Source organism: Nitrospira sp. Nam74 (genome assembly GCF_965152615.1).
Genome location: NZ_OZ224220.1, coordinates 3,335,247 through 3,361,262, shown reverse-complemented (window position 1 = coordinate 3,361,262; position 26,016 = coordinate 3,335,247). Strand labels below are relative to the sequence as shown.

Below are 26,016 nucleotides of genomic sequence, written 5' to 3'. Positions count from 1 at the left end.
GGTGTAGGACTTTTTATGGTCTCTCAATGCGCACACTTGTTAACGCGCATGATATAGCTTTCTTTCCCGAAGAGCGGAACGTATCGAGCATTTAGCTTGCCGGCTACTATTTGGTGGCATCCCTTAACGTAGAAGTACTTAGAAGATGTCATCCATACCAGTCAGTCTCATGGTGTCTCGTGTGATTTTCATCCTAGCGTCCGCGCTTACCGTCTCGGCCGGACTAATTTCCTGCGCCAGCCTTTATTCAACGGAAGGATGTTCTAGAGAGCCTTCCGTTAGAGTAGGGGCACCGCAGCCAGGCCTCCAGGGCACTACGAATCAGCCGCCCGGACACAATAACAGCACCTTGACATATGGGGCCGGCCATCCCACTCCATCTATTCTTTCTCCGCGAGCCGAGTCGCCTCATTGGGATCACATTGCCATCAGCGACTTTGCCCGTGGGTATTATTGGTCGAATGAATTCACAAAGGATAGGGACCGCCAATGGTTGGCAGGACGAGTTGACTTAATCGAGGGGAAAAGTGCCAAGGATCCCTATATCGAGGATATGCGCCGGTGTAACCCGACACTGGCTGTATTTCAGTATCGTCTGGACCACTATGACTTTGTGAACGAGCAGTCGCGTGCCTTGCCCGAGTCGCGGGTCCTACATGTCAGCGCGCCGACGACGCTGAAGTTAAAGAGTCGGGACATGGGGGAACAAGGGCTCACCATAACGGCAGGTCATCGGTTCGAATTTCTTGTCTGGAACGACCGCTATTTTGCCTTCAATCTAAAAGATCCCGAGACGCGTCAATGGAACATCCAGCGACTGATGAATGATCTGGATGGTGTACAGGGTCTCTTTCTCGATGCGCATGCGCCTGATTTCCCCACGGTGGTAGGCATGACGAATGGCCAAACGAAGATCGTAGGGGGAGGAGGAATTGTAGAATATGAAGGGCGCGCTCCAACGGATCCTTTCCTCATTCAGGAATATCAGAACGACATGGTGACATGGCTGGCGGAGCTGGCAGCAAGTGCTAAAGCCAAGGGGAAATTTCTGCTCCTCAATCAGGCTAGCTACATGCTCGATCCATTAGCCAAACAACAGCAGCTCGCAGCTCAAGGGACCGGCACGGAATTCATGCATCAACCATTGGCGTGGGCGGGGTGGTATCAGTATGCCGAGTATCTTGCTTTTACAAAACAACTGCTGGATGCGGGAGCCGTAATCGACGCGGAGGGTCACTGGTGCTACACCGGAAACTTGGAGCGGGATCGCTGGAGTGTGTGGCGGCTCGCCGCCTATTATCAAATCAAAGAACGGGTTGGATCATCAGGCAAGGTCTACTTCAACCTCTCACTATGCAGTAACTCAAACCTTCGACCTTCAGAGGATCCGCAAGAATGGTTGCCCGCCTATCAAGTGGATGTTGGTCAACCAGTGAACGAGACGACGCTCTTTCAGGAAGGAAAGGCGGGTACTTCCAACAGTGATGGTCGCCGGTGTGATTATAAAATCTATGGCCGGGAGTACACGAACGCGCTCGTGCTTGTGCGGCCCAAAGACTTTTGGGATTGTATCGACTTTGAAGAAGGCGCCGCCGTCATAGTGACCCTCCCTAGCCCAATGCGCGTGCTTCGATCGAACGGGACTGTGGGTGAACCGACAAACAGACTCCGACTGAGAAATGCTGAGGCTGCAATTGTCTTGAAGTAATTCTCAACGATACTGACTGATCTCGATAATGGTGGCCTATCGCCATGATCGTGGGAGCATTGTTCTTTCTACTCCAGACGTCCATGCAGAGACTAGGTACAGCGTGAGGGCTTGCTGACGATCTGATGGATGAGGACTGGGCAGTGACTGCGACCGGCTCCAGTCCGTTGTACCCTGACGTCATTCCTATCGCCGAGTTGCGCGTCGCTCCTGTCGGACGTTTGCGACATCAGCCGTTCACAACGCCCTTCACGAGATCGGGATTTTTTCTGATGGTGGCATGAGGACTTGTTTGTAAAGATGCGGCCGGAATTCTCTGCTTAGTGCGTTAGATTGGCCAGACGTGCACGATGTCTCTTAGCATTCTTCTTTTTGCGGTGGCAGTTTCAGGCTTGTCCTACACGTATGTCATTTACCCGGCTCTATTGTTGCTGATTCGGAAGAGGCGTGACCCTGGTCAGTCACCGTCAGCTTTGCCGATGGTATCTGTGATTGTTCCTTTCCACAACGAGGAGCGATGGGTTATTCGCAAAATTGAAAATACACTCGCATGGAAGTATCCGGCCGACCGTGTCCAAATCATTGCCGTATCCGATGGATCCACTGATCAGACCGCCGATCTACTACATCGGTATCAAAACCGCATCACGGTCATCGCCTACTCTTCACGTCAAGGGAAACCGACGGCGATCAATCGTGGAGTAGCGCAAGCGACCGGCGATATTCTGGTCTTCACCGATGCCAACGTGTTTCCACAGCCCGATGCCTTGCGCACCTTGGTGCAGCGCTATGCTGACGTATCTGTCGGTGCTGTCTGTGGCAATGTCGCCTTACAGGCTGAAGGCAGCCAGGAGCCGTTGGGCGAGGGCCTCTACATGAAATATGAGCGGTGGCTCTATGAACGCGAAAGCCACGCGCTGACCATGGTCGCACCAGATGGCGCACTGTTTTCCATTCGTCGTGCGCTCTTCGCTCCGCTTCCTTCCGATGCCATTACGGACGATTTTGCGCTGGCGTTGGGCGTGGTGGCCAAAGGTCAGCGGGTCGTGTATGAACCGACCGCCGTTGGTGTCGAGATCGTCATTCCCGATGTGCGGGCAGAGTTTCGTCGGAAGATTAGAATGATAGCCGGAGGCTATCAAACGCTGTGGCGGTACCGTCGGCAGGTCAATCCTTTCACTCGACCCACTGTCGCTTGGCAACTCTTTTCTCATAAATTGCTCCGCTGGTGGGCGCCGGTGTTCCTTCTTGTGGCCCTGGGATCGGCGTTTGCGGCTCGGCAGAGTCCCATGATGGCGCTCGTGTTAGCCGTTCAGGTTGCGTTCTATGGTCTCGCCCTGTGTGGATGGTTGAGTCAGACTTTACGAAGCTGGATGCCCGTATATGTGCCGTATTATTTTTGTGCGGTGAATATGGCCGCGGCTTTTGGCCTGTGGCGCTACCTGCTTGGTCGACAATCCGTGACATGGCATAAGGTGCAGCGGTAAGCGGTTCGATGCAATGGCTTGAGCATTTCATGGCAAAAGTGCGCCGTCGGGAAACCCCGGTGTATGCGCGATTGTACGAATGGGCTAAACGACTGCGGGCGATCCACATGCCGGTCATTCCTGGTCTTCATCACGTTCTGTATGAAGAGCGTCGCCTGCGCCGTTCGTTCTGGCAGACGTGTTTGCGAGTCGCTTACTACGAACCCTTATTTAAGACCCGATGCGAGCGGGTGGGAAGAAATCTGCGCATCAGTGGCGGTCTGCCGCTGCTGATGGGAAATCCCGTGCGGTTGCGCGTAGGCAATAATGTGACCCTCTGCGGCGTGATGACTATTGTCGGGTCAAAGCTGGTCGTGAATCCGGTCGTGGAAATTGGAAACGACAGTTACCTCGGATACCAGGTGACGATGGTGTCAGGTCGCGGGATTCATATTGGACAGCATGTCTTGATCGCCAATCGGGTCTTTATCGCGGGCGATGATAGTCATCCTATCGACCCCGCGGCCCGCATGCGCCATGCGCCGCCTCCTATTGAGGAGGTCAAGTCGGTATGGATTGAGGATGGAGCTTGGCTTGGGGAAGGCTCGACTATTCTGAAGGGTGTGCGTGTGGGGTATGGGGCTGTTGTTGCCGCACAGGCCGTGGTCACGAAGGATGTTCCACCGTACACGGTAGTGGCGGGGAATCCGGCAAAGGTCGTCAAGCAGTTGGACGAGTCGCGGACACCGGTCGCCCGGCCCTCTGAAGTGGCCCATGGCATGGGTGTAGTTGGATGAGGTGGAGTAAGGCCATCACTCAGAGCTGGCGGAACCCGTTAGGAGCGCTGAGTGCCGCCGGCATGTTAGCCAGGGGATGGTACTACCGTCTGCAATGTCGTCTCCGTGGACAACGCGTACGCTTCGGAAAAAATTTCCGGGTCGCCGGGCGATTGGATATTCGAGGACCGGGAACCGTCGTGTTCGGCGATGACTGTACGATTGTGGCGACTCGACTTGCCCCGGTGACACCCTATACGCATTCTCCGCAGGCCGTCATTCAGATCGGCCATCGTGTGGTATTACACGGGACGCGGTTAGGGTGTTGCCAACGGATCGAGGTGGCGGAAAATTGTCTACTGGCCGATGCGCGGGTGTTCGATACCGACTTTCATGCCGTGGAGAGTGCGGGCCGACATCGATGGCAGACCGAAGGAGTCACAAAACCAGTCATGATTGGTCCTGATGTATGGATAGGCGCCGGTGCCATGGTCTTGAAAGGCGTGTCCATTGGGGCGCATGCCGTCGTCGGCGCCGGCTCTGTGGTAACGGGGCATGTGCCGCCATGGGCAGTCGTAGCGGGAAACCCCGCGCGGGTGGTGAAGTATCTCACCGCTCCCGATCGCGAAACGGTCATCTACACATGAATCGCACGGACCCGCCGATCAAAATAGCACAAATCGTGTATGCGCTCTGTCTTGGCGGGTCGGAAGTGTTAGCCTGGCGGCTTGCTCGCGCTCTTAACGCGACCGGTCGTTATGCCTGCTCACTCTATGGAATTGCACGGGGTGGCCCGCTTGCTGAATTGCTCGCTGCCGACGGCATCGCTTCCTATGCGTATGTACGTCGGAGGGCGATAGATCTGCCCCTCATTGTTAGGCTGGCCTGGCAACTGCGTCGGAACGGCGTGCAGGTCGTCCATACCCACCATTTGGGGCAATTATTGTGCGGTGGACTGGCGGCGAAACTGGCCGGAGCGAAAGTGGTACACACCGAGCATGATTCTCACAGCTTGATGAAGCCCAGAACGCAGCATCTCTTTCGCCTCCTCGGTCGGTTCGCCGACCATATTACGACGGTGTCCGATCCGGTCACCCAATTCTTACGCGATCGGATCGGCATTCCTTCCGTCAAACTTCAAACCATACGAAACGGCGTCCTCGTCGAGGCATTCCAGAACGCTGCGGGTGTCGCACGTGAACAGTTCGGTTGGAGCGACGAGGATGTTGTCATCGGTTGTGTCGCGCGATTGGAGGCCGAAAAGGGGCATGACATTCTCCTCGCGGCTTTTCATCAACTACACCGCCGGTATCCACATGCGAAACTGTTGATTGTGGGAGCTGGCAGCCTTGGAACCGCTTTAAGGGCGCAGGCACAGGCCTTGGGGATTGATGGAGCGGTTGAGTTCCTAGGTGCGCGAGACGATATCGCTGCGCTACTCGGCACGTGCGACGTGTTCGTGTTGCCCTCGCTCAAAGAAGGGGTTCCATTATCGATTCTAGAGGCCATGGCGGCCGGCAAGGCGGTTGTGGCCAGCGCAGTGGGCTCAATCCCCGACATTGTCAGTCACCGAGAGACCGGTCTGCTCGTCTCACCGGCAGATGCTCAGGCATTGGAATGTGCCCTAGCCTCTTTAGTAGAAGATGGCCGTGAACGAACATATCTGGGCAGACGCGGGCAGGCGTTCGTGCGCGAGCACTATCATTTTCACCGCACGGTGAACGCATACAGAACGGTATACGAGCATGGCCTGTCGTCTGTGCGATATGGAATTGACGATGCCGCTACCCATTCGTCGGCGTTGAAATAAGAGAGAGTCGAACATTGATGCACGAGTCATTCTTGCCGGTGGTGTTGTCGTTAGGAGCAGCCGCCCTGTGTGTCGCATTGGGCCTGCTCGTGATGGCTCGTGCGCAGCGATTGACCGTACACTGGGCTCTTACGACAGCCTTGATCGCTTTGGCCGTCACCCAATTCGGAAATGGAATGAGTCTGCTGTCGGAATCCGGGCAAGACCTCTTGTACTGGAGACGGGTGGCGCTGGTCGGCGAAATATTGATGCCCCTCGGATGGCTGGCGTTCAGCGTCGCCTTTGCCCGGTCCAATGCCTCTGAACTTTTAGAGGAGTGGAAGCCGACCTTCTTCGCCTCGGGCCTTCTGACGTTACTCTTTCTAGGGTTCGTGGGGTCGGACCGACTGTTTGGACTCGCCGTACCGGACTCAATGACCGTGAGGCTCGGTCCAACCGGCCACATCTATGCTGCCTTGTACTTAATGGTGCAAGCGGTGATCCTTGCCAATCTCGAACAAACCCTTCGCCATGCCGATGATCAGGCCCGTTGGTACATCAAATTTCCGGTGGTAGGCTTAGGCCTGCTCAGCATGTATTTTCTCTATCAAATGTCTGACCTGCTCCTTTTCTCCGTGTGGCATCCGGAATTGGCGTGGTTGAGCGGCATCGTCACGGGAGCAGCCTGCCTGCTCATAGGCTATGGGCTTTTCTATCGGCCCATTCCCGACGTTCAGATTTACATCTCTAGAAAAGTAATCGCCGGTTCACTCAGTTTTCTCCTGGTCGGTGGCGTCTTGATCGGGACCGGGCTGATTGCCTCATTTATTCGAGCGTCCGGTTTGTCCGGCAGCATGGTGTTGAGCGCACTTTTTGTGTTGCTCGCCGTGACCGGATTGATTTTCGTACTGTTGTCAGCACATGTTCGCCATGGCATGAGTCGCTTTGTCGAGCGGCATTTCTTTCCTCACAAGTACGATTACCGGACTCGGTGGTTAGAGGTTACAGAAGCGGTCGGTTCGGGGCAGACGCCGGACCAGATTGCCTGGCGAAGTGTTGATTTGTTTAAGGGCATTTTTGGTTCCAAAACGCTCGCCATCTGGATGGCTAGCGATTTGGGGGAAGGACACTGGTGCAGGGTGGCGGCGCACCACGTCGCCGGGACATCCGGACGGCTGAATGACTCGGGCGAAATCAAAGCTTGGCTGGAGCGGCAACAGGAACCTTTCGAGGTCGGACAGCATGACGGTACCCTGCCTGGTTTATTAGAGGATGAGCTTCAGCGGACGACGGCTGTACTTCTTATTCCATTGAAAGCCTCGTCTCATGCAATCGGATGGGTCGCACTGGGATCGCATGCGGACGGGACCGGTTACTCGTTTCAAGATCGAGATCTGTTGCGCTGTATCGCCACCCAACTGGCGGACCGACTCCAACACGTGATGTTGGCGGAACGTTTGCTCATGGCTCGAGAGATGGAGGCGTTCTATCAGTACTCTACGTTTTTTCTCCACGACCTGAAGAATTTCATTGCAACCCTATCACTGGTGGTGCAGAACGCCGAGCGGCATGGTGAAAAACAAGATTTTCAGCGTGCGGCCATGGTGACGGTGGGATCAACGGTGAGAAAAATGACGGCGCTGATGGGAACCGTGGCGGCCTTGTCTCGTGATCCGAAACCAAAATTGCATGTCTTGGATATGAATACTCTCGTGGATGAGGTGTTGAAAGGATTCAATGGAGCGGTCGGCGCCACCCTGATTCGCCAAGCACAACCCGTTCCTCTTGTGGAAGCCGATCCCGACCAACTCCAACAAGTTGTGCTGAATCTCATTCTAAACGCGCAAGACGCGGTCGGGCCCAATGGCCGGATTATTCTGCGCACGGAAACCGCCGCGCAAGCTCCTCAGTTGGTCGTGGAAGACAACGGGTGTGGGATGGATCATGCCACCATGGCGGGATTATTCCGACCTTTTCGGAGTACGAAAGGCAAAGGGCTAGGAATCGGCCTCTATCAGTGCCGAAAAATATTACAGGCCCATGGTGGCACATTGACCGTCGAGAGCGAGCAAGGGAAGGGCACAAGATTTGTGGTACGCCTTCGTGCTCATGAAGCGGGGGGGAGACAGGCGATATGACAAAGCCAGGGTTGATGATCGTGGATGATGAAGAGGAAATCCGAGGACAGTTGCGGTGGGCGTTGGAGGACGTTTACTCAGTACATCCCGTTGGAACTCCGCGCGAAGCCTTGGCCCATATGAAACGTGATCGTCCGCCGCTGGTGACGCTGGACTTGGGGTTGCCGCCGCGGCCGGATGACGCGGTGGAGGGGCTGGCGTTACTGGACGCGATTTTGGCGGTGGATCGTCTGACGAAGGTCATCGTGCTGACGGGCAATAGCGAGCGCGCGAACGCTCTGCAGGCGATCCAACGGGGCGCCTACGATTTCATGCAGAAGCCGGTGCATCTGGAAACCCTCAAGTTAATCTTGGCACGGGCCGCGTATGTCTACCAATTGGAGCAGGACAATCGGCGCTTGCAGCAACAGGCCCTGCAAGAAGGGTTTCAAGGGCTCCTGGGGACCAGTCTGCCGATGCAGCAGCTCTTTGAGACCGTCCGGCGCGTGGCGGCCTCGGACTTAGCCGTGCTGATCGTCGGCGAAAGCGGGACCGGCAAAGAATTGGTGGCGCGGGCCGTTCACGGTGAGAGTCCGCGGCGAGAGGGGCCCTTCATTGCCATTAACTGCGGCGCCATTCCGGAGAATTTATTGGAGAGCGAACTGTTCGGGCATGAAAAGGGGGCCTTTACGGGCGCGCATCTGCAGCGCAAGGGGCGCATTGAGCTGGCGCAAGGGGGCACCTTGTTCCTCGATGAAATCGGCGAGTTGCCGCTGGCGTTGCAGGTGAAGCTCTTGCGCTTTTTGCAAGAGCAACAGATTGAACGGGTGGGGGGGCGCGAATCGATCGCGGTGGATACGCGCATCGTGGCGGCCACCAATATGAATCTGACGGCGGCCTTGGAGCTGGGGACCTTTCGCAAGGATCTGTTCTATCGGCTCAGTGTGGTACAGATTGCGGTGCCGCCGTTGCGGGAGCGGGAAGAAGATCCGGTGCTGCTGGCGCAGGCCTTTGTGCTCAAGTCGCGGGAGCAGTTAAACGCGCGGGTCACGGGCCTGTCCGATGAAGCGCGCGAGGCGATTCGGGCCTATGCCTGGCCCGGCAACGTGCGGGAATTGGAGAATCGGATTAAGCGGGCCGTGGTCATGGCCCATGGCACGACCTTGCAGCCGGTGGATTTGGAGTTGTCCGCCGTGCCGGCACCGGCCGCCTATCTCACGTTGCGAGAAGCGCGCTCGCAATTCGAAAAGAACCTTATTCGCCAGGCGCTGGCGCGAACCAACGGGAATGTGACCCGCGCGGCAGAAGAATTGGGCATCTCCCGGCAGGCACTCCATGAATCGATGCACAAGTATGGTCTCGACAAAAGTAAGGGGATTCCCGAATTGCAGTAGCGGGCTATTCGACGAAACGTGACATTGGGATGCGAGTTCTGTCCACTACTCGACGTTGCAGACAATTATACCGCTCATAACTTGACAAACCTCAATTGCCCCGTTACAAAAGTAGAGATTTGTTTCATTTTCACGTGTATTCATGAACAGGCATGTCACATCTGTTCAAGGCCCCCTTCAATCATCCCTTCAATCTTCAGCCGCTAAAATAGGTCAAAATACTTCGGTTAAAACCCTAACTAGCCTGCATCGGCGGAGCAGTTCTGCTCGGCCTGCAGACCGTGCTCCGATCTGCTCTCGCACTGCCGATGTGACCGTGCGGAGAGCGATCACCGAGGAGGAGCGGGAAGCCATCTATCGTTTACGTTACCAAGTCTACATTGAAGAAATGAATGGGGCCGACCGGCATCACGAAGCCGACGCGCATGCTCAGCGACTGCGGGATGCATGGGATGACCAGGCCTATCACTTCTATGCGATGCAGCAGGACTCGGTTGTGGCATGCGCACGCGTCATTATGCGTCGCGATGGTCCCCTGGAATGCGAAGAGCATTTCGATCTTGAGCGCTTCAATCCTTCGTACCCTATGCATATCGCGATGACATCCCGTCTCGCACTCCATCCTGAACATCGCGGGAGCCATTTGCTCAAACAACTGACCTGTGCGATCTATCAGTTTTTGCGTGAGGAAGAGGTTCACTTCAATTTTATCGATTGCCACACCCGTCTCTTGCCGTTGTATTCGCGGCTTGGATTTCGAGCGTACCGCCCGGGCTTCAATCATGCACAGTATACCTATGTCGTCCCGTTGGTGCTTGTGGTGGATGACCTGGAGCATCTCGAACAGGTGAAATCTCCCTTTGTCCCCATTGCCAAAAACTACGCCTCCTCTGTTCAGGGGCGCAACCTCTTGCTGAGACAGTTTCCGGACGCGGTTCATCCGCTTGTCCAGACGGGGAATAAGGCGGCGCGTTCCAGAGAGCTGATGTTGGAGCGATTGCTTCAAGGGGGCGTCTCAGGCCCGTCAAACATGCTCGATGGATTGACCTTGGAAGATGTGACGATGCTCGCATCGTTAGGCCATTATGTGACCTGCCGTGCGGGAGATGCCGTGCTGCGGGCTGGAGATCCGGGCCGGGACATTTTTTTAATTCTTGACGGTCGTTTTCAAGTGAGCGGGAGAATTCGACATTCGCCGGACGATGAAATCCATGTCAGCAAGACGCTCACTGCCGGGGATGTGTTCGGAGAAATCCGGTTCCTTACGGAAGAGATCCGTTATGCCTCTGTTGTAGCAGCCGATCATTCGACGCTGTTGGTATTAAACGCTCGAGCCATGGATCGGCTGGTCATCAGCGCCCCCAAAGTGGCGGCCAAAGTATTCCGAAACATTGCACGAATCGTCGTGTCCCGGTTATGTCCCACCACCGACTTTCCTCCTGGACCGTCCAGCCCGTGACCCAAGGAAGCGCGGCGCTGGATGAGAACCGTGTAATGGACGGTTGGAATTATCGTACCGCCTTTTCGCGCAATCTCGGCCTCATTACGGCTGACGAACAGGAGCATCTTCGCCGAACCTGTGTGGCGATCGCCGGGATGGGAGGCGTGGGGGGCGTACACCTTGTCACATTGGCCAGGCAGGGAGTCGGAGCTTTTCATCTCGCGGATTTGGATCGCTATGAGGTGGCAAACTTTAATCGTCAGTATGGGGCGACCGTCGGCACACTGAAACAGCCCAAGATCGATGTGATGGCGGACATTGTCAAACAGATCAATCCGGACGTGAAGGTCACATGCTTCCCGACCGGACTGACAAAAGATAATTGCCGTGAGTTCGTCAGTGGAACGAATCTGGTGCTGGACGGTATCGATTTTTTCGCAATTGAAGCGCGGCGGATTCTCTTTCAAGCGGCTCGCGAGGCGGGCCTCTACGCGCTCACCGCTGCCCCATTAGGGTTTGGCGCAACCCTCCATATCGTTTCGCCGACCGGCATGAGTTTCGATGAATATTTTGACCTGCATGACGGCATGGCGCGGCTCGACCAACTCATTGCTTTTGCCGTGGGCTTAGCGCCGCGCGGACTTCATTTGCCTTATCTTGACCTGACTCGAGTCGATTTTCAGGCGGAAACCGGTCCGTCTTCAATTATCGCGTGCCAGCTCGCGAGTACGCTCATCGGAACCGAAAGTCTTCGTATTCTACTTGATAGAGCGGCCCCACATGTTGTTCCACATTATTGTCAGTTTGATCCATATCGGCATCGATATGTCGAAGGCAGGTTGCGTCGTGGGAATCGTCAACTTCGGCAGCGGTTCAGGCGTTGGTATCTGAAGCGGTTACTGCTCAAGGCGGGAGCGACCCGTCCCCCTCTTGCAGGGACATCCTGAAGAGGAAGACGAATGTGCCATCTGCGGCTGTTTCTTCATCCGGACACGAATATCACCATTGCCTCCGCCTCAGGATGCCCAGTGGAACGGTGTCTCACTGGAACCGCGTCGGATGACGGCTTGGCGGCTCATGAATTGAATTCGATTGTAGGAGAAGGACCTGCCTTCCATGGGTCCATGGCGAGTTAAACCTCCAAGGGGTCAGTCAAGTTGGCGGTCAAACACATTTCGCTTGACTCATTCTAATGCAATCAGCAAGGGCCGGCAAGGCGATCTAGCCAGCACCCCTGCAAGGCGGGCTCACGTCATTTTCATACTTGCGTCACTTCCTTTTTGGTGTATCACGACCATAACAGAGTGTCTCACCGCGAATGGTTATAAACCGGCCGAAAGCAAACGGGCACCCTCGATGGCGTCAACATTTCCCCTTAGTCAGTGTAGGGCGTGTAACTCACCATCAAGACCATCCAGGGATCAACTATTGAAGGGGCGCACGTGTGAAGAACTTGCCTGCCTAATTGACGAGGATATTGGTAACTAAAGTTCGACAGCGGATGGCCATATGAGTAAGCCGGCGAATGAATTACATGATGTCACGGAACGCTCGCGTCTCACGTCCTGCCATGGCCTGACAGACTTTCAGCGTCGAATCCTGGCCGCAGCAATACGAGCCCCTTCCGGGGATAATTGCCAGCCATGGCGTTTTCATTTTGAGGCTGAACGTGTGGTGAGCGTCTCCGCCGATTTCAAGCGGGCCAAAAGCTTCTTTGATTTCGAACATCGCGCGACAGCACTCTCGATCGGCGCATCAATTGAAAACATGCGGGTGCAGGCGGCAAGTGAGGGGTTCGTCACTGAGTTGGCATATGCCGCTGAGGACCACGGGCAGAACTACGCCACGCTGACCTTCTTACGCAATGAGGCTATGCGCATGTCCCAGGCGCCAGTAGCGGCCTTATTTCAGAGAACCGTCAACCGGCGACCGTTTCTCCCTGTCGCGATTGCTCCTTCCTTACGTGCTCAATTGTTAGAAGAGCCGGTTGATGGCGTGATGGTCCAAATGGTTTCTGAGCGTCCTGCCATTTCCCGATGGGCTGAAGTCATCGAGATCGGGGATCGGATACGGTATTCGCATCCGGCGATTCACGAAGAGCTCTTCTCCAAACTCCTCATCAATCGACAGATGGCGCAAGATGTTAGAATGGGGCTTGAAATCGATCGCTTGGGGGTGGGACCGCTTGGTGGCGCGCTCCTACGCGGGCTGCGCCCCTGGCCTCGAATGCAACGACTTTCTCGCTGGGGGTTGGTGTCTCTTCTCGCTCGTCAGTCTGGCTTTCTTGCTCGATTCAGCGGGGCTCTTGTGCTAGTCATGACAGGCCACACCGGTTCTGCAAATTGGGTGAGAGCAGGTGAGCAAGTCCAACGTTTGTGGATCAAAGCTCAAGAGCTCGGTCTTCAGACGCATCCGATGCCGGTGGCGCTCTATCTCGATCAGCGTTATTGCAGCGAAGGTCTGAACAACTTTCTTCCGGCGCACGATGATCTCTTACGCCGGTTGAGAAGTCGGATTGAAAGTCTTATTCCTGCAGGGATGGGTGCGATGCTCTTTCGGTTGGGATGGGGATGGCCAATGAGGGGCCAGTCGGTGCGACTCCCCATGGATAGATTTCTTGATTGAATAGAAAAAGCCCTTCCCGCCGATTAGGGAGAGAAGGGCTTTCAAGGCAGCTAGTCTTGTACCTTTCTACGGAACCATCCCAGTGCAGCCATCCCCGAGCCCAGCAACAAGAGTGTCGAAGGTTCGGGTATTGCGGCGAGGCTGAGATTTCCAGACCCGTCGATCCGACCGGACGTGAAACTATTCTGGCTGAAGCCCTGCAATGACGTATTCACGCCGTTAAAATCGGCAATAGAAAGGTTCAATACGAATGGTCCGCTTAGGAATCCACCGACGGGTGACAGTCGGACTTGAACGGCAAAGTCTCCGTTTGCCAACCCCGGAAACGCGTGCGCTTGACCGGCAATGAAACCGGACGATTGACCGACGAGAATATCGTCAGCTGTCCCGCTAACACTTACTGTGCCTCCAACAGTGCCGACCGGTGAGGCCGTAATGGTGCTATTGAGATTGGGATCCACGAACAGTCTTAGTGAAAAGTTGTTGAACGTGGCGGTGATGCCTCCTGGTATGCCGGTTGTGGGCGCGACCGTTCCGTCTCCAGTGAAAACGGCATAGAGCTTATAGTTCGTGTTAATCCCTGAGTTCGGCACCACATCCGACAGGGTCGGAAAGCGGTAGGAGCTAAAAAACCCGGCCCCCTGCTCATTAAAAGTGCCCGTGCCATTGGTCGCCGTCTGATTGACCAAAGCCACATAGCTAAAGTCGGCGAAGTTGGCCTGCACGGTCGGCCCGGTAACTCCTATCGCCCCCGGGTTCACGGTAAACGTGTCCGCTGAAGCCACTGCGCTCATGACGGACAGGGCGAATCCTCCCGTCAGCAGGCTTCCTCGTAAGAGTGCTCTCAACATTATTGAACCTCCTTGTGTAATTCATCGACCATGATGCGCCATCGTCTCTCTCATACGAAAAGCATGCGGCATGCCAGTGTTATAAGTATATGAGAATAGGTAACTATGCGGTGCTGATCGCCTCACCATGGCAGGAAAGTGTCAGCTGATCTTGCGGCTACGATCATGGAAGGAATCAGTGCAACACCAAGGAATGCTTTGAGATCCAGTCGTTAGCCCGTTTTGAAGCGATGGCGGATGGAAATTTGCCAAGGAAAAGCTGTCAAATATTTCGTCAGACGGCTGATCCCTCAATAGAGCCCGAACATAGAGATCTATAGGTGTGATCCTGAGTGCAATGAAGGAGACGAGAGCAGCGGAAGCGGTGGGGCAAACTCCGATTGTTTAACGATTGGGCATGACTTGCCTGGAAGAAGCGGCTAATTCTGGGAGCGAAGGCGCGCACTCAGCGGCGACGCGGCCAAGGAGTTTGGTTAGTACAGGATCGAAATGCGCCGATGCCTCACCTTGAATGTGTGAGACGGCGTCCTCTACTGACATGGCAGGCCGAGCCTCATGCTCGGCGGTCAGATGGTCGAAGGTTTCGGCAATCGCAACAATGCGCGCGAGGAGGGGAATCCCTTCCCCTTGCAGTCCATAGGGATGGCCTGACCCGTCGTACCGTTCATGATGGTAAAGGATGATTTGCGCCACGTCGGCAGGAAGCCTGAGAGGAAGGATCATCCGAGCGCCTATCTCTGGATGGTGTTTATACACGTCACGTTGCTGTAATTGTCCGCGATGAGGCGATTTTTCAAACGCGAGTCGGCCGATGTCATGCAGGAATGCTCCTAGAGCAAGTGCTTTGCATTCCACTTCGGTGAGAGGTAAGTGTTTGCCGATCAGACTGGCATAAAAACTTGTGCGATTGGCGTGATTAAAGAGTGGGCGGCTGTAAGATTCTAGAAGATCGGAGAGCAGAGGCGCGAACTCCGAATAGCCCACTGTGGGTGACTCATGCTTTGTTTTAGGGCAAAGTTCCTGGTATTGCTCGGTGACTTGTGTCCATGCGGCGGCACTTTCGGCTTCCGACCCCCACCGCCCCCGACTCATGCTTAGCCAGTGTCGTAAATTTTCCAGCCGCTGCTTCTTCGCTAGCGTTTGCTCGATAATGGCCAATAGCTCGGTGACATTGAAGGGTTTTAAAAGGTAGGCGGCAGCTCCAAATCGTGTGGCGTCCATCGCGGATCGCAGGCTTCCATATCCGGTGATGATAACAGCCTCGACTTCATGATATCGAGCTTTAACTTGTTGGAGCACCTCTAAACCGCTTTGGTCCGGAAGCTTGACGTCGAGCGTGATGAGGTCGATTGTATGTTCTTGGAGGATTCGGAGGGCCGTATGGCCGTTGTCGGCAGTGTGGAGATTATAAAAGGGGCGAAGAATGATCTGCAGTGCATTCCGAGGCCCCACTTCATCCTCAACGATCAGAATAGTGCGTTTTGAGCCGGGAGGAATCATATGGATAAAAGTACGTACTGCATTAAGGTGTACTATTGAAGGTGGAGTTTGTCAAGCAATTCCTCTCTTTTCTGCGTAGGACCAAATCCATGTCTTGCGGTGAAGCCGACCCTTAGTGCACCAGATCGGCTCGTTCCGTGGGGTAATCATTGTTGGTTGTCGGGTCCTCTCTCCTGATGCTTAACATATCCATCCGGTACTTCAGCATCCTGCGACTGATGCCTAATAGTGCTGACGCATGTGTCTGCACGTAATCAGTTTTACGAAGCGCGTCCAAGATAATCTCTCGTTCAAATTCCATGACGGCTTTGTCGAGCGACAAGCGACCGGAGAGGGTCTCCCCTCGCAAAACATCCGCATGGATATCGGTACGCAGACCGATGGGAAGATGCTCGGGGAGGATTGTGGCATCACCTGACCACACAATCGCTTGTTCGATGACGTTCTCGAGCTCACGAACGTTGCCGGGCCAATTGTATTTGGACAATACTTCCAGGCTTTCTTTCGAAAATTCTTGGCGGGAGCGCTTGTCTTCCTGGCGACGCTGAGACAAGAAGTGCTTGGCCAGATAGGGTATATCCTCGCGCCGTTCACGAAGCGGCGGTAAATACAGGGAGACGACATTGATTCGATAATAGAGGTCCTCTCGGAATTCCTTTCGGCGTAGCAGATCTTCCAGGTTTTTATTCGTCGCGGCCATAATTCGAACGTCGACTTTGATTGGATGCGTGCCTCCAATGCGCGTAAATTCACGCTCCTGCACGACCCGAAGAAGTTTGGCTTGTGTCGGCAAACTGAGGTCCCCGATTTCGTCGAGAAAGAGACTGCCCCCATGGGCTAATTCAAATTGGCCGGGCTTGCGCGCTTGAGCATCGGTAAAAGATCCCTTCTCATGCCCGAACAATTCGCTTTCAATCAACGTTTCCGGCAAGGCGGCACAATTAATAGCAATGAACGGGCGATCGCGCCTGCCGCTGTTATAGTGAAGAGCACGGGCGACCAATTCTTTCCCGGTTCCGCTTTCTCCGGTAATGAGAACGGTCGTGCGCGTGTCTGCGACCTGTTCAATTTTTGAGTAGATTTCGCGCATGCCGGGGCTTTTGCCGACCAGGTTGTGGAACCCATAGCGATTGACCACTTGGGCCCGTAGATATGTCACCTCGCGTTTCAACTCGCTATGTTCCAGCGTTTTCGCCACATTGAGGCGTAACTCTTCGACCTCAAATGGCTTGGTGATGTAGTCTGCGGCGCCCATTTTCATTGCGTCCACGGCGGTTTTCACCGTGGTGCTTGCAGTGAGCATAATGACCGCAATGCGAGGATCTTCGGATCGTATGGTTTTTAATACGGCTAACCCGTCGACACCCGGGAGCAGAATGTCGAGAAGAATCAAGTCAGGGGAGCTGCTCCGAAACAGAGCGAGACCTTCTTCCCCATCACCGGCGGCTAGAACTTCATAGGTCGGTTCCAGAACCATCTTTAGCGAGGTCCGGATGCCGATTTCATCATCGATGAGCAGTACTCGTTTTTTCATGTTCCTTGGCTTCCTTTGGCAAGTCGATCCCTAGTGGCTGTGTCCTCAGATTGATATAGAACGTGGTGCCCGCGCCAACCGTACTTTCCACTTCGATGTAGCCGTGGTGTTCTTGGATGATCTGGTGGACAATGGTAAGTCCCAGGCCGGTTCCTTCCCGTTCGACGCTTTCATGCTTGGTGGTATAGAAGGGGTCGAAAATATGCTCTAAGTTGCTCGCGGAGATGCCTATGCCGGTATCCATGATTTCAATTTGAATCCATGTCCCGTCGGATTTATGCAAGCGATGCGTTGTGACCGATAAGTGCCCACCCCGATCGTTCATGGCATCCATGCTATTCAGGAATAAGTTGAGGAGGACTTGTTTGATTTGCTGGCGATCCAACATGACGGGGGGCAAGTCCGGCGCCAAATGTTTTTCGATGGTGATGACCTTACTGTGGGCTTTCACTTCGATGAAATAGAGACAGGAGGCAATGATGTCATTCAGATTTTCCTCGACAAACTTCGGTTCCCGGTAGCGGGCATAATCAAGAATTTCGTGAATCAATCGTTCAATGCGATAGACATCTTCAATCACGACTTCGCTGAATCGTTCGATGAATTCGGCATCGTGCCTTCGACCCGGAGCGAGTTGCACGAACGTCTTGATGGAAGTCAATGGATTTCTGATTTCATGCGCAAAGCCGCCGGCTATGGTCTCCAATGACCGAAGGCGGTCGGTGCGGCGCATCAAAGTTTGCGATCGTTTGAGGTCCGTATATAACATGGCGTTATCGACAGCAACGGCAGCATTTTGAGCCAAGGTGGTCAGCAGATGCAGCTCGTGTTGCGAGTACGGCCGAGCATCGGCACGAGGTCCGAGGTTAATAAAGCCGATCAGGCGATCTTTATTGGTCAGTGGAAGGCAGACTTCACATTCCATGGCGTCGAGCATGTGAAGAATCGACGGGCTCACGCTGGCCGACTCGCTGAGTTGGGATCGAACCAAGGCCGCTCGGGAGCATCGCAGATAGTGAGGAAATTCATCTGCGGCTGAAAGCCGTATCGACGCTAACGCCTCGATGCCGGCACCGGCTGGCGAGGATAGCGTATAGACATCCTTCTCATTCTCCAGGAGAAAGATGGAGACGGCCTGAATGTTTAGCACTCTTTTCAAGGTGGTTAGAATAGTCTCGGTCAGAGCGGGAAGGTCTAAGATGGATGCCATCGCATGGCTAAATTCGGTCAGCGTTTCATATGCCTCGTGCTTTTCATTGAACAAGGCCTTCCGCACCATCGCCTCCATGTGCTTTTGTACCGTTGCCAATAAACCGGCGAAAATCATGCTGCTGGCAAGGAGGATTGCTGCAAACTGATAGTCCAGCGTTCCAGTGAACCCCTGGATGACCAGGAGCATCACGATATAAAACAACAATACGAGGAAAAGGGCTAGGGCTTTGGTTATCAGGGACCTCAGATTGAACGATCTGTCAGTCGCGAGGAGCACACGCACCTTACCTTAAGTGGGAACTGCGTCACTTAAGTATAGCCGCTGTCGTCAGAAATAGAACATATATATAACAAGGGGTTCACGCCGTATCTGAAGCCGGCACATCACATAGTGATAAAATCTTCGATGGCGAACCGCGCCTGCCGAGGACTCGGCATCATAGGTTTCCTATAACATAGCGCCAAACCGCAGAGTAGGGCTGATTGGCGCGGAGAGAAGCCGACAAATGCTGAGACGAGGGACTATTCAGAGGGAGTAATAAAGGGCGATTTCTCAGCGAGAGCCAGATAGGCTTGATTGCTGAAGGTTGAATAAATCCGAGGTTGGGAGGCTCCGCTGGACATCAAGAGCATCGCCAGTTCCTGACGATCAAAGAAACGAAACGCACCTTCACACGGATATTGAGTGATTGTGCCGGAAGCTTCGGCGGCTTCTGTTGCTTGTTGCCGTTCACTATCCCGCTTAGCCAGCCCCACAAATTTACGATAAATCTGAGTCAAGTCGGCTTGGGGTTTGAAATGGGTGAGTATCAGTTTCCCCCCTGGAACAAGAACACGAACAAGTTCGCGAAGAGTAAACAATGGATCACGGAGGTATCCGAGCACCAGATTGCACACAATATGATCAAAGTGTGCATCATGAAAAGGAAGGGGCGCATTGAGGTCCATACACGCCAAGCTGGCCTTCATGATGGACTGAGGGCGCACGGCCGATGCAAATTTGCCTCGTAACTCAGCCGCCACGCGAATGAGGTTCGTCTTGGCTTGCCGGAGACCGCTTGGGACGAGATCCATACCAATATAATGGAGCCGGGTCTCTTCACCAAAGAGCTGTCCTGAACGGAACGATCCGGCTATTAAAAGGAACATGCCGAAATTCCCATTGCCGCAGCCTGCATCCAGCACACGAGCATTGTTGCGAATCGGTCCCAGAAGGCGGTGAATGTGATCCAATAAATGCCAATATTCTGAGAAATTGACCAGAGAGTGCGATCGGTCCAGGTAATCGTGCCAGAACTGTATAGCGGTCGCTTGATCCATCTGATGGTGTCCGCGTGCCCGTTCAAGCTCCAATTGACCCTGATGACCAATGTTGTGCCTCGAAGGCTCTTTCAGTTCCCCAGGAGGCACGGCAGATAGCAGGATACGGCACTGTGCGACCATTTCTCGAAAGAGACGCCGGGCCTGATTGGGCTGATCAACGACGCCATGGCGCGCTTCTGGTATGGCATGCCAGTAAAGGCGCGTGTCGGCCAATGTCGCTTTTATCCGAGGCAATGAGTTCGGACGAATCCAGAGGTCTTGTTCAGATGAAAAGACAAGCACCGGCATTCGAAGGGTCGCCAAATCCTCCAGGGTCGAGTCGAAGTCGGCATAGCCTCCATCGATGGCATCACTCAACCATGCATCGGCATCGACATTGAATCCCAGGATGTTACTGATGCCCCGCTTCACACCTTGTAACGATGCGGAGATGAGATCCTCCTGATGGACCGCCATCAGCGTATATTGTAAGTCTACGACCGGAGCCAGCAAGACGAGCAACTTCATGAAAGCGCGGCTCCTCGCGGTTTTAATCGCGACCCGTGCAGTCACATCACTTGCAATGAGTGCAATGGGACTTGTCGGCCACCGATGAACGGCGTAATCAAGGACGGCATGGAGGTCATCCTGCATGCCGGTCAGCCTCGTCAGTACCATCCCGCCATGGCTTTCTCCTACGTGGCGACCGTGGTCGTAACGCAGGACCCGACAGCCGTTCGAGGCTAAATAATACGCGAGTTCAATGTACTCTCGTTTCGTTCGTCCGTATCCGGGCGCTATAACGATGACGGGAGCAGTGTTCGGAAGATGTTCGGGCAGGGCATCATAGGAGATGGCGATGCGCTGTCCGTGCTCGTTCGTGCATTCAAGGAACTCCGTGGCTATGGCCGGATTGTTGTCCGAACGCGGTATGCGGTCCGCGATCAAATACCGGCCGACTAGTGCAGTTAAGCCGGGCTGAATCTTTGGTTCGTGAAGAAAGCGAACGCCTACGCGGAGAGGATTCCGGCCGGAAGAATCGACTCGACGTGCAGCGCCGGGAGCAGGAGTGGCCCACATGACTTCACCGGTCAAGCGATATTCAGTCGTTTCAGTGGGCATGGCCGACTGAGGAGAAGCCTCAGCCGGAGTTGAAAAACGTACGGTCAGCTGTTGACCAACAATATCGAGTGAAGATTCAAGTCGAAGACAGGCCCCCCCGACACTCAGATTCGTGATCGAAGTGTCGCTCGGAGTCGAAGCAGTAGAAGGCGAAACTTCAACCTGCACTGGAAGCGCTAGATTCACACGAGTCGCCTGGCGCCGGTCGGTAGGCTGGTCGCCGCTGATGTCTGCTGGCTCAGCCGTTCCCTCAATCTTGGGATTTGGAGTGTCTTCTGAATCGGGCGGGTGTCGAATGAGTAAGACCGTACACCTTATCGAGATCGATCCGGCGCGAAGACCTTCTATCAGTGAATGGAGAATTCTTGCCTCCACCTCTTTGAGCGATGAAAACTGAATCGCCAGACCGCTCACCGGCCTCTTAGAGGCAGATGATTTACCTGGCATCGCGCGAATATCTCGTATGGTCGCGGCAATCTCCAACACACCAACGTCGCTTGCGAAACCGAGCCGCGTCACTTGAGCTTCCCTTGCCCGGACCTCGCCCTTTACGAGGATGAAAATTCCACCGAGGCTAATATTGAGGGCTGTGCCTTCCCAACTCGTGCCGTTGGACGCCACGCGCGCATCCATATCGATGACAATGCGGGACGATCGTCGCCGTTCTTCAAACGGTGGCGAGACTTCTCGAGTGCCGTGCGCAGGTTGCTCAGAGGGCTCTGTTGGTGGCCCTGCAACGACCTCTCCCGCAGCGGTTTCGTAAAGTGAAGCGCGAGTGGGAAGCGGGAGAGCAGAGGGGCCGGCTTGCTCACACAGACCTCGAACGGTCTGAAGCAACTGCTCCACATTGGCGAGAATGTGAGTCAGCGAGGAAGGAAGGTCGGTCAGCCGCTGAAGCGCCTGCAGATATTGCTGGCCGGCTGTGGGGCTGACGATACCTACCGTTCCTATAAATTGCCGATGTCGATCGTACAACGCCGTGGCGTTAATCTCAACCATGACGGGCGCGAGGCCGGGATCCTTATCCAGCAGTCGAAGTTTGAATCGGCGCGTGGCTCGGCTTTTCGAGCGACGTTCGTTAAAGCGCCGATCCGCTAATGTCAGATCCTCGGGTGGAATGAGCGTGGAGTAGTGGAGCCCGATTAACGCTTGAGGATCGTAATGCAGCAGAGACCGCACCTCATGGCTCACGTACAGGAAGCGACCTTCCGCGTCCAACTCATAAGCCATGTCGGTGACGGTATCGATCAGGCGCAGATAACGATCTTGCGAAAGATCGAGACGTGCACGTATGTCGCGTTTCTCGAGTACCTCACGGGTGACGAGAGGCAATTCGGTTAAAAAAGCCGGTGTGTTTTTGAACAACGCATAGTCGGCACCTTGTCGGATGAGGTCGAGTGCGACTATGGTATCCTGGCGGCCAGCAGCCACGATCAGGGCCGATCGTGCGGCTCGCCGTCGCATCTCCTGAAGCGTGTCGAAAATGTGAGGGGTAAGAATTGCCTCATCAAGGATAACAATATGCCAATCCTGTTTCGAGGCCCATTCCAACGCTTCTTCAGATGAGTAGACAACCTCTACGCGACAGCCTGGATAAAATGAACGTAGGCTTTTTGTGATGACTTTGACGTCTTCAGCCTGTTCGCTCGCAAGCAGAACCGTGATGGCATCACCGGACATCGGCACCATCCCGGCACGTCACCTGAGCAGAAGGTTGAGTCATTACCCGGAAGGAGACATAAGAATGGATCGTGCAAACCGGCAGAGCACTGTCAAAGGGACAGTTCCGTAGCCGGGGGATTGAGATGCCATGGTGTTCGAGTTCCACACGACTCATCTCGACCAACCAATGCCGGTGAGCGCTTAGACATAGTGCCAAACGGCCCTCCCAGCGATAGAGCGTTAAGGCCCAGCCCTATTGTCCGGCCAAATTATCAATGTTAGAGGGGCTTTGGTACGTAAGCTGCCATACCTGACCATGGCAGTCAATTAGACTTTGGACCTAACGCCGCGTGGCTGTGATATTCGAAGTGCTTGTTATGGTGAGGTAATTCGATGGTTACGTTCGTGAGGCGATAACATGTTGTACGTAGGCGTTCAACGTTGTGCTGTTTTCACAGACGACAGGCTATTTTGCTGCAGTTTGTGCTTCAGAATCGCAGGAACCGGGAGTCATGTAGAGAAGATAATTCCCCATGCCATGCTGGATATCTGAAACATGTAGCAGATGGTGATAGACCATCGTCATCTCATAATTGTCATGTGTATTCACAGAAAACCCATGGGAATCTCGATACACTTGATGAGGCTGAAAGGCCAAAAATCTTCCATCTTGTGCGACATCGGGTACCGTGCGGAGCAGCGTTCTGTTCAACGTTTTATCTTCAAGAGCAATTAACAGCAATTCGTCGTGACCATGCGGATAGGCAAACTTCACGCAACCGTCCATTCGGAACTTGACCGGTGCAGAGACCACATGCACACCCGGTTTAATCTCGATGCCTTCATCCGTCTGGTCCTTGCCGCGTTCACCGAACTTACTGTAGCAGACGATGTTCACACCGACCTGGTAGACATCCATTTCTTTAATGGGAGTGCCTTCAGGAGCCATCTCCATGGTGAAGGTAGCCATTACATCTTTGGTCGGAGGAGCCTTATGGTAGAAGGCAACGACCGACATAAGTTTCTTCCCTTTCTCCAGTTTTACTCCATATCCCTTCGGGAAGCGTGCTTCGGTCATCTCTAGTCCTGCGCCGGCGAAGAACAAGGGTTCCCCAGGGCAGGAGACACTTTCCTTGTCGTTGTTAAGCATCAAGATATGATGAAGGTAGTTCTGGGGGAGTGGCTTTCCTTCTTTTGTGAAGACGGCCGATTTGTAGCCGACCAGGTACATATCTTTAGGGAGCTCAAAAATGTGTTTTGGCATACTGGCGGCCAGATCACCGTCATGATCGGCTGGGAGGTCGATCGGGCCGAACGTTAACGTGACAGTATTTCCTTGGACCGTCACCGCCGTGGTAGTTTGACCTTGCAAGGTCGGAACGGCATGGTGATCATGGTTTCCGGCACCAGACGCTGGTGCAGCCAAAGCCGTTACGAGCATGAAAGTCATAAGACAGCGCATAGTTCCTCCTAGGAGATTCGATCGTCACTCCTCTGTATAGCGAACGTTGAAGAGGTAAGACGCTATGGTAAACGGTAATAGGTGCTGCGGCTGTAGGCGTTTTTGGCTATATACTATCAGAGAAACTCCAGAAAGCCAGTCTATCGACGTTCATTAAGGGTTGCGTGCCGGAGTAGACGGATCATCGCTAAGGCGTTTCCATAGATAGCTGCCGCCCCATTGGCGAGCGGGAATATTCTTTCGATCTCCCACGCGCGTATACCACCACACCCCTTTGGCTTCCATTCCATCTTCGGAGAGAAGGAGTTCGAAGGCTCCTTCTCTGTCATTCCCCGGCTGTTTCCAGGTTCCATTCCAGTGTCGGTCAGCAACCCCCAGTGTTGTAATGTGACCGCCTTGCCAGGAGTAGGGGCCATTTCCATCCTTATCCAGGTTCGCCGTGTAAGATTTATCTTCCTCTTGGATCTCCCACTTCCCAGTTAGGTCGGGAGTTGCAGAGTACTGACCAGAAGGGTCGGCTGCGTGGACGAGCCAAGGAAGTAGCAGGTTCGGTGCTGCGCCTAAGACAAGACACAATAATGCAATCCGACGAAAAATGGCCATGGTTTATGATTCCTGGGAGAGCGGCCAGAGAGGACGCTATCGTTCTTGGTGTGATTTTGTCAATTCGTTTCTCACTAGTACGACGGTTGTATTATCATCGCCGCCCCGCGCATTAGCTTTGTCCACTAGAGCCTGACACATCTGCTCGAGCGAGGCGGCCGGTCGGGATAGGATGTCGCAGATGATTCGATCAGGCAGCATCTTTGTCAACCCGTCGGTGCAAAGCAACAGGATGTCTTGCGGTCCAAGCGCATGGACGCTGATTTCTGTCTCGATTTCCACTTCAGCGCCGACCGCTCGCGTGAGTACGTGACGCATCGGATGGTCCACGGCCTCGGCTTGCGTCAAGAGGCCGTTTCGAAGAGATTCTTCGACAAACGAATGATCCCGCGTGACCTGGCTCAACAGTCCCGATCTCAAACAGTAGGCGCGACTATCGCCGACATGCGCAATGAGCGCCGTTGGCTGTGGATGCGGCAAGATCATGAGGATGACGAGCGTCGTGCCCATGCCGAGGAGTTCAGGGTGCCGAGACGCTTCCTCGCGAACCGCTTGGTTCGACCGGTGTACGACCTCGTGCAAGAGCTCACTTCGCGATTGAATATCCGTGGAGTCGGAGAGGCGGGCGCCCAGGCGCCGAGATAATTCATTCGCCACACGATTGACGGTGATGCGACTCGCGATATCGCCGCCCGCACGACCGCCCATGCCGTCGGCCACGATCCACACCCCTGATTCATTGAGGATGGCGAAGGCGTCTTGATTCGAGGTGCGGACTCGTCCTTGATCGGTAACTCCTACTCCGTACCACACGTCGTTGGCATGTGGCAGCCCGTGTGTCGTCATCTCAACATGACTCGGCATTGAGCCCGCACAATCTTGTGTTGACGACGTTGCATGGAGCACCTCGATGAAGTGGCCAAGTGGCATGAGTGCCTTCGGTGCCTAATGACGCTGGTTTGCGCATGCTGGTGGCGAGTGCGAGGAGATTGTAGTCTTGCTTTCAAATGAGAAACAAGTTAAATTCCGTGCCCGAGAAACTATCAACGAGAGAGCACATGACCGGAATGCCTCTGCGGAAGATTCGATTGTCGGTATCGGGTATCACTCTTGAGGCGGAAATCAAATCGAATAAGACTGCGGATGAGATCTACGCGGCTTTGCCCATCGAGGCCCCGGTGAATACATGGGGCGAGGAGTTCTATTTTAAATTCTCCGGCATGAAAGATTTTCGCGAAATGGCGACCACGCAGGTGAAGGTCGGGGACATTGCCGTGTGGGGCGTCGGACAGGTCGTCGCGGTATTTTTCGGCCGGACGCCAATGAGCATGGGACCCGATCCGGTCCCCGCCGATCGCGTCAATGTAATCGGTCGTATCCTTGGCGATGCCACGCAATTGCGGCACGTCATGGACGCCACACGCATTCGGATCGAAAAAGTATAGTAGGACG

The 26,016-nt window shown here is 54.4% G+C and carries 19 protein-coding genes; 11 read left to right on the top strand and 8 right to left on the bottom strand.

The genetic code is table 11. The annotated features are described in order from the left end of the window. The first annotated feature begins 349 nt into the window (after window positions 1-349). From ACWHYZ_RS15625 to ACWHYZ_RS15580, 10 genes are all read left to right on the top strand, one after another. Window positions 350-1,708: a hypothetical protein gene (locus ACWHYZ_RS15625; RefSeq protein WP_447983604.1), complete on the top strand. Its 1,359-nt coding sequence runs from the start codon at window positions 350-352 to the stop codon at window positions 1,706-1,708. 350 nt (window positions 1,709-2,058) lie between these two features. Beyond that, complete coding sequence (locus ACWHYZ_RS15620) at window positions 2,059-3,195, top strand: glycosyltransferase family 2 protein (RefSeq protein WP_447983603.1); 1,137 nt, start codon at window positions 2,059-2,061, stop codon at window positions 3,193-3,195. Window positions 3,196-3,224: 29 nt separating this feature from the next. Next, window positions 3,225-3,971 (top strand): acyltransferase, encoded by a 747-nt coding sequence (locus ACWHYZ_RS15615; protein ID WP_447983602.1) that lies wholly within the window; start codon window positions 3,225-3,227, stop codon window positions 3,969-3,971. After that, window positions 3,968-4,597, top strand: a complete 630-nt coding sequence (locus tag ACWHYZ_RS15610) for an acyltransferase (RefSeq protein WP_447983601.1) — start codon at window positions 3,968-3,970, stop codon at window positions 4,595-4,597. Before ACWHYZ_RS15615 ends, ACWHYZ_RS15610 begins: the two co-directional genes overlap by 4 nt. Beyond that, window positions 4,594-5,760, top strand: coding sequence for a glycosyltransferase (locus tag ACWHYZ_RS15605; protein WP_447983600.1), 1,167 nt, complete (start codon window positions 4,594-4,596; stop codon window positions 5,758-5,760). Before ACWHYZ_RS15610 ends, ACWHYZ_RS15605 begins: the two co-directional genes overlap by 4 nt. 17 nt (window positions 5,761-5,777) lie before the next feature. Then, on the top strand, window positions 5,778-7,877 hold the full coding sequence (gene prsK / locus ACWHYZ_RS15600) for an XrtA/PEP-CTERM system histidine kinase PrsK (RefSeq protein ID WP_447983599.1): 2,100 nt from the start codon (window positions 5,778-5,780) through the stop codon (window positions 7,875-7,877). Then, window positions 7,874-9,250, top strand: a complete 1,377-nt coding sequence (gene prsR, locus ACWHYZ_RS15595; RefSeq protein WP_447983598.1) for a PEP-CTERM-box response regulator transcription factor — start codon at window positions 7,874-7,876, stop codon at window positions 9,248-9,250. Before prsK ends, prsR begins: the two co-directional genes overlap by 4 nt. A 316-nt stretch (window positions 9,251-9,566) precedes the next feature. Then, window positions 9,567-10,709 carry a GNAT family N-acetyltransferase gene (locus ACWHYZ_RS15590; protein ID WP_447983597.1) on the top strand — a complete coding sequence of 381 codons (1,143 nt, stop codon included), beginning with the start codon at window positions 9,567-9,569 and terminating at the stop codon, window positions 10,707-10,709. 35 nt (window positions 10,710-10,744) lie between these two features. Continuing rightward, window positions 10,745-11,638 (top strand): ThiF family adenylyltransferase, encoded by an 894-nt coding sequence (locus ACWHYZ_RS15585; protein WP_447983596.1) that lies wholly within the window; start codon window positions 10,745-10,747, stop codon window positions 11,636-11,638. A gap of 562 nt (window positions 11,639-12,200) precedes the next feature. Next, window positions 12,201-13,316, top strand: coding sequence for a hypothetical protein (locus ACWHYZ_RS15580; protein ID WP_447983595.1), 1,116 nt, complete (start codon window positions 12,201-12,203; stop codon window positions 13,314-13,316). Window positions 13,317-13,366: 50 nt separating this feature from the next. On the opposite strand, the gene pepA is transcribed toward ACWHYZ_RS15580, so the two are convergent. The 8 genes from pepA to ACWHYZ_RS15540 form a co-directional block, all read right to left on the bottom strand. After that, window positions 13,367-14,167 carry a flocculation-associated PEP-CTERM protein PepA gene (gene pepA / locus ACWHYZ_RS15575; RefSeq protein WP_447983594.1) on the bottom strand — a complete coding sequence of 267 codons (801 nt, stop codon included), beginning with the start codon at window positions 14,165-14,167 and terminating at the stop codon, window positions 13,367-13,369. Window positions 14,168-14,551: 384 nt separating this feature from the next. Further along, window positions 14,552-15,667 carry an HD domain-containing phosphohydrolase gene (locus ACWHYZ_RS15570; protein ID WP_447983593.1) on the bottom strand — a complete coding sequence of 372 codons (1,116 nt, stop codon included), beginning with the start codon at window positions 15,665-15,667 and terminating at the stop codon, window positions 14,552-14,554. Between the two features lie 112 nt (window positions 15,668-15,779). Then, on the bottom strand, window positions 15,780-17,201 hold the full coding sequence (locus ACWHYZ_RS15565) for a sigma-54-dependent transcriptional regulator (RefSeq protein WP_447983592.1): 1,422 nt from the start codon (window positions 17,199-17,201) through the stop codon (window positions 15,780-15,782). Beyond that, entirely contained in the window at window positions 17,173-18,696 is a 1,524-nt protein-coding gene (locus tag ACWHYZ_RS15560; RefSeq protein WP_447983591.1) for an ATP-binding protein, read from the bottom strand. The genes ACWHYZ_RS15565 and ACWHYZ_RS15560 overlap by 29 nt, the downstream gene beginning before the upstream one ends. Window positions 18,697-18,935: 239 nt before the next feature. After that, on the bottom strand, window positions 18,936-22,517 hold the full coding sequence (locus tag ACWHYZ_RS15555; protein WP_447983590.1) for a PilZ domain-containing protein: 3,582 nt from the start codon (window positions 22,515-22,517) through the stop codon (window positions 18,936-18,938). 448 nt (window positions 22,518-22,965) lie between these two features. After that, complete coding sequence (locus tag ACWHYZ_RS15550) at window positions 22,966-23,961, bottom strand: hypothetical protein (RefSeq protein ID WP_447983589.1); 996 nt, start codon at window positions 23,959-23,961, stop codon at window positions 22,966-22,968. 153 nt (window positions 23,962-24,114) lie between these two features. Continuing rightward, window positions 24,115-24,564, bottom strand: coding sequence for a hypothetical protein (locus tag ACWHYZ_RS15545; RefSeq protein ID WP_447983588.1), 450 nt, complete (start codon window positions 24,562-24,564; stop codon window positions 24,115-24,117). A gap of 36 nt (window positions 24,565-24,600) precedes the next feature. Then, entirely contained in the window at window positions 24,601-25,428 is an 828-nt protein-coding gene (locus ACWHYZ_RS15540) for a Stp1/IreP family PP2C-type Ser/Thr phosphatase (protein ID WP_447983587.1), read from the bottom strand. 194 nt (window positions 25,429-25,622) lie between these two features. Here ACWHYZ_RS15540 and ACWHYZ_RS15535 point away from each other — a divergent pair, with 194 nt between their 5' ends. Then, complete coding sequence (locus ACWHYZ_RS15535; protein WP_447983586.1) at window positions 25,623-26,009, top strand: cyclophilin-like fold protein; 387 nt, start codon at window positions 25,623-25,625, stop codon at window positions 26,007-26,009. Window positions 26,010-26,016: the final 7 nt, after the last annotated feature.

Excerpts from the sequence above, each read along its gene's own strand:
- ACWHYZ_RS15620 (WP_447983603.1), top strand. The coding sequence starts at position 2,059 with ATGTCTCTTAGCATTCTTCTTTTTGCGGTGGCAGTTTCAGGCTTGTCC.
- ACWHYZ_RS15615 (WP_447983602.1), top strand. The coding sequence starts at position 3,225 with ATGGCAAAAGTGCGCCGTCGGGAAACCCCGGTGTATGCGCGATTGTAC.
- ACWHYZ_RS15610 (WP_447983601.1), top strand. The coding sequence starts at position 3,968 with ATGAGGTGGAGTAAGGCCATCACTCAGAGCTGGCGGAACCCGTTAGGA.
- ACWHYZ_RS15605 (WP_447983600.1), top strand. The coding sequence starts at position 4,594 with ATGAATCGCACGGACCCGCCGATCAAAATAGCACAAATCGTGTATGCG.
- prsK (WP_447983599.1), top strand. The coding sequence starts at position 5,778 with ATGCACGAGTCATTCTTGCCGGTGGTGTTGTCGTTAGGAGCAGCCGCC.
- prsR (WP_447983598.1), top strand. The coding sequence starts at position 7,874 with ATGACAAAGCCAGGGTTGATGATCGTGGATGATGAAGAGGAAATCCGA.
- ACWHYZ_RS15585 (WP_447983596.1), top strand. The coding sequence starts at position 10,745 with ATGGACGGTTGGAATTATCGTACCGCCTTTTCGCGCAATCTCGGCCTC.
- ACWHYZ_RS15580 (WP_447983595.1), top strand. The coding sequence starts at position 12,201 with ATGAGTAAGCCGGCGAATGAATTACATGATGTCACGGAACGCTCGCGT.
- pepA (WP_447983594.1), bottom strand. The coding sequence starts at position 14,167 with ATGTTGAGAGCACTCTTACGAGGAAGCCTGCTGACGGGAGGATTCGCC.
- ACWHYZ_RS15570 (WP_447983593.1), bottom strand. The coding sequence starts at position 15,667 with ATGATTCCTCCCGGCTCAAAACGCACTATTCTGATCGTTGAGGATGAA.
- ACWHYZ_RS15565 (WP_447983592.1), bottom strand. The coding sequence starts at position 17,201 with ATGAAAAAACGAGTACTGCTCATCGATGATGAAATCGGCATCCGGACC.
- ACWHYZ_RS15555 (WP_447983590.1), bottom strand. The coding sequence starts at position 22,517 with ATGTCCGGTGATGCCATCACGGTTCTGCTTGCGAGCGAACAGGCTGAA.
- ACWHYZ_RS15550 (WP_447983589.1), bottom strand. The coding sequence starts at position 23,961 with ATGCGCTGTCTTATGACTTTCATGCTCGTAACGGCTTTGGCTGCACCA.
- ACWHYZ_RS15545 (WP_447983588.1), bottom strand. The coding sequence starts at position 24,564 with ATGGCCATTTTTCGTCGGATTGCATTATTGTGTCTTGTCTTAGGCGCA.
- ACWHYZ_RS15540 (WP_447983587.1), bottom strand. The coding sequence starts at position 25,428 with ATGCCGAGTCATGTTGAGATGACGACACACGGGCTGCCACATGCCAAC.
- ACWHYZ_RS15535 (WP_447983586.1), top strand. The coding sequence starts at position 25,623 with ATGACCGGAATGCCTCTGCGGAAGATTCGATTGTCGGTATCGGGTATC.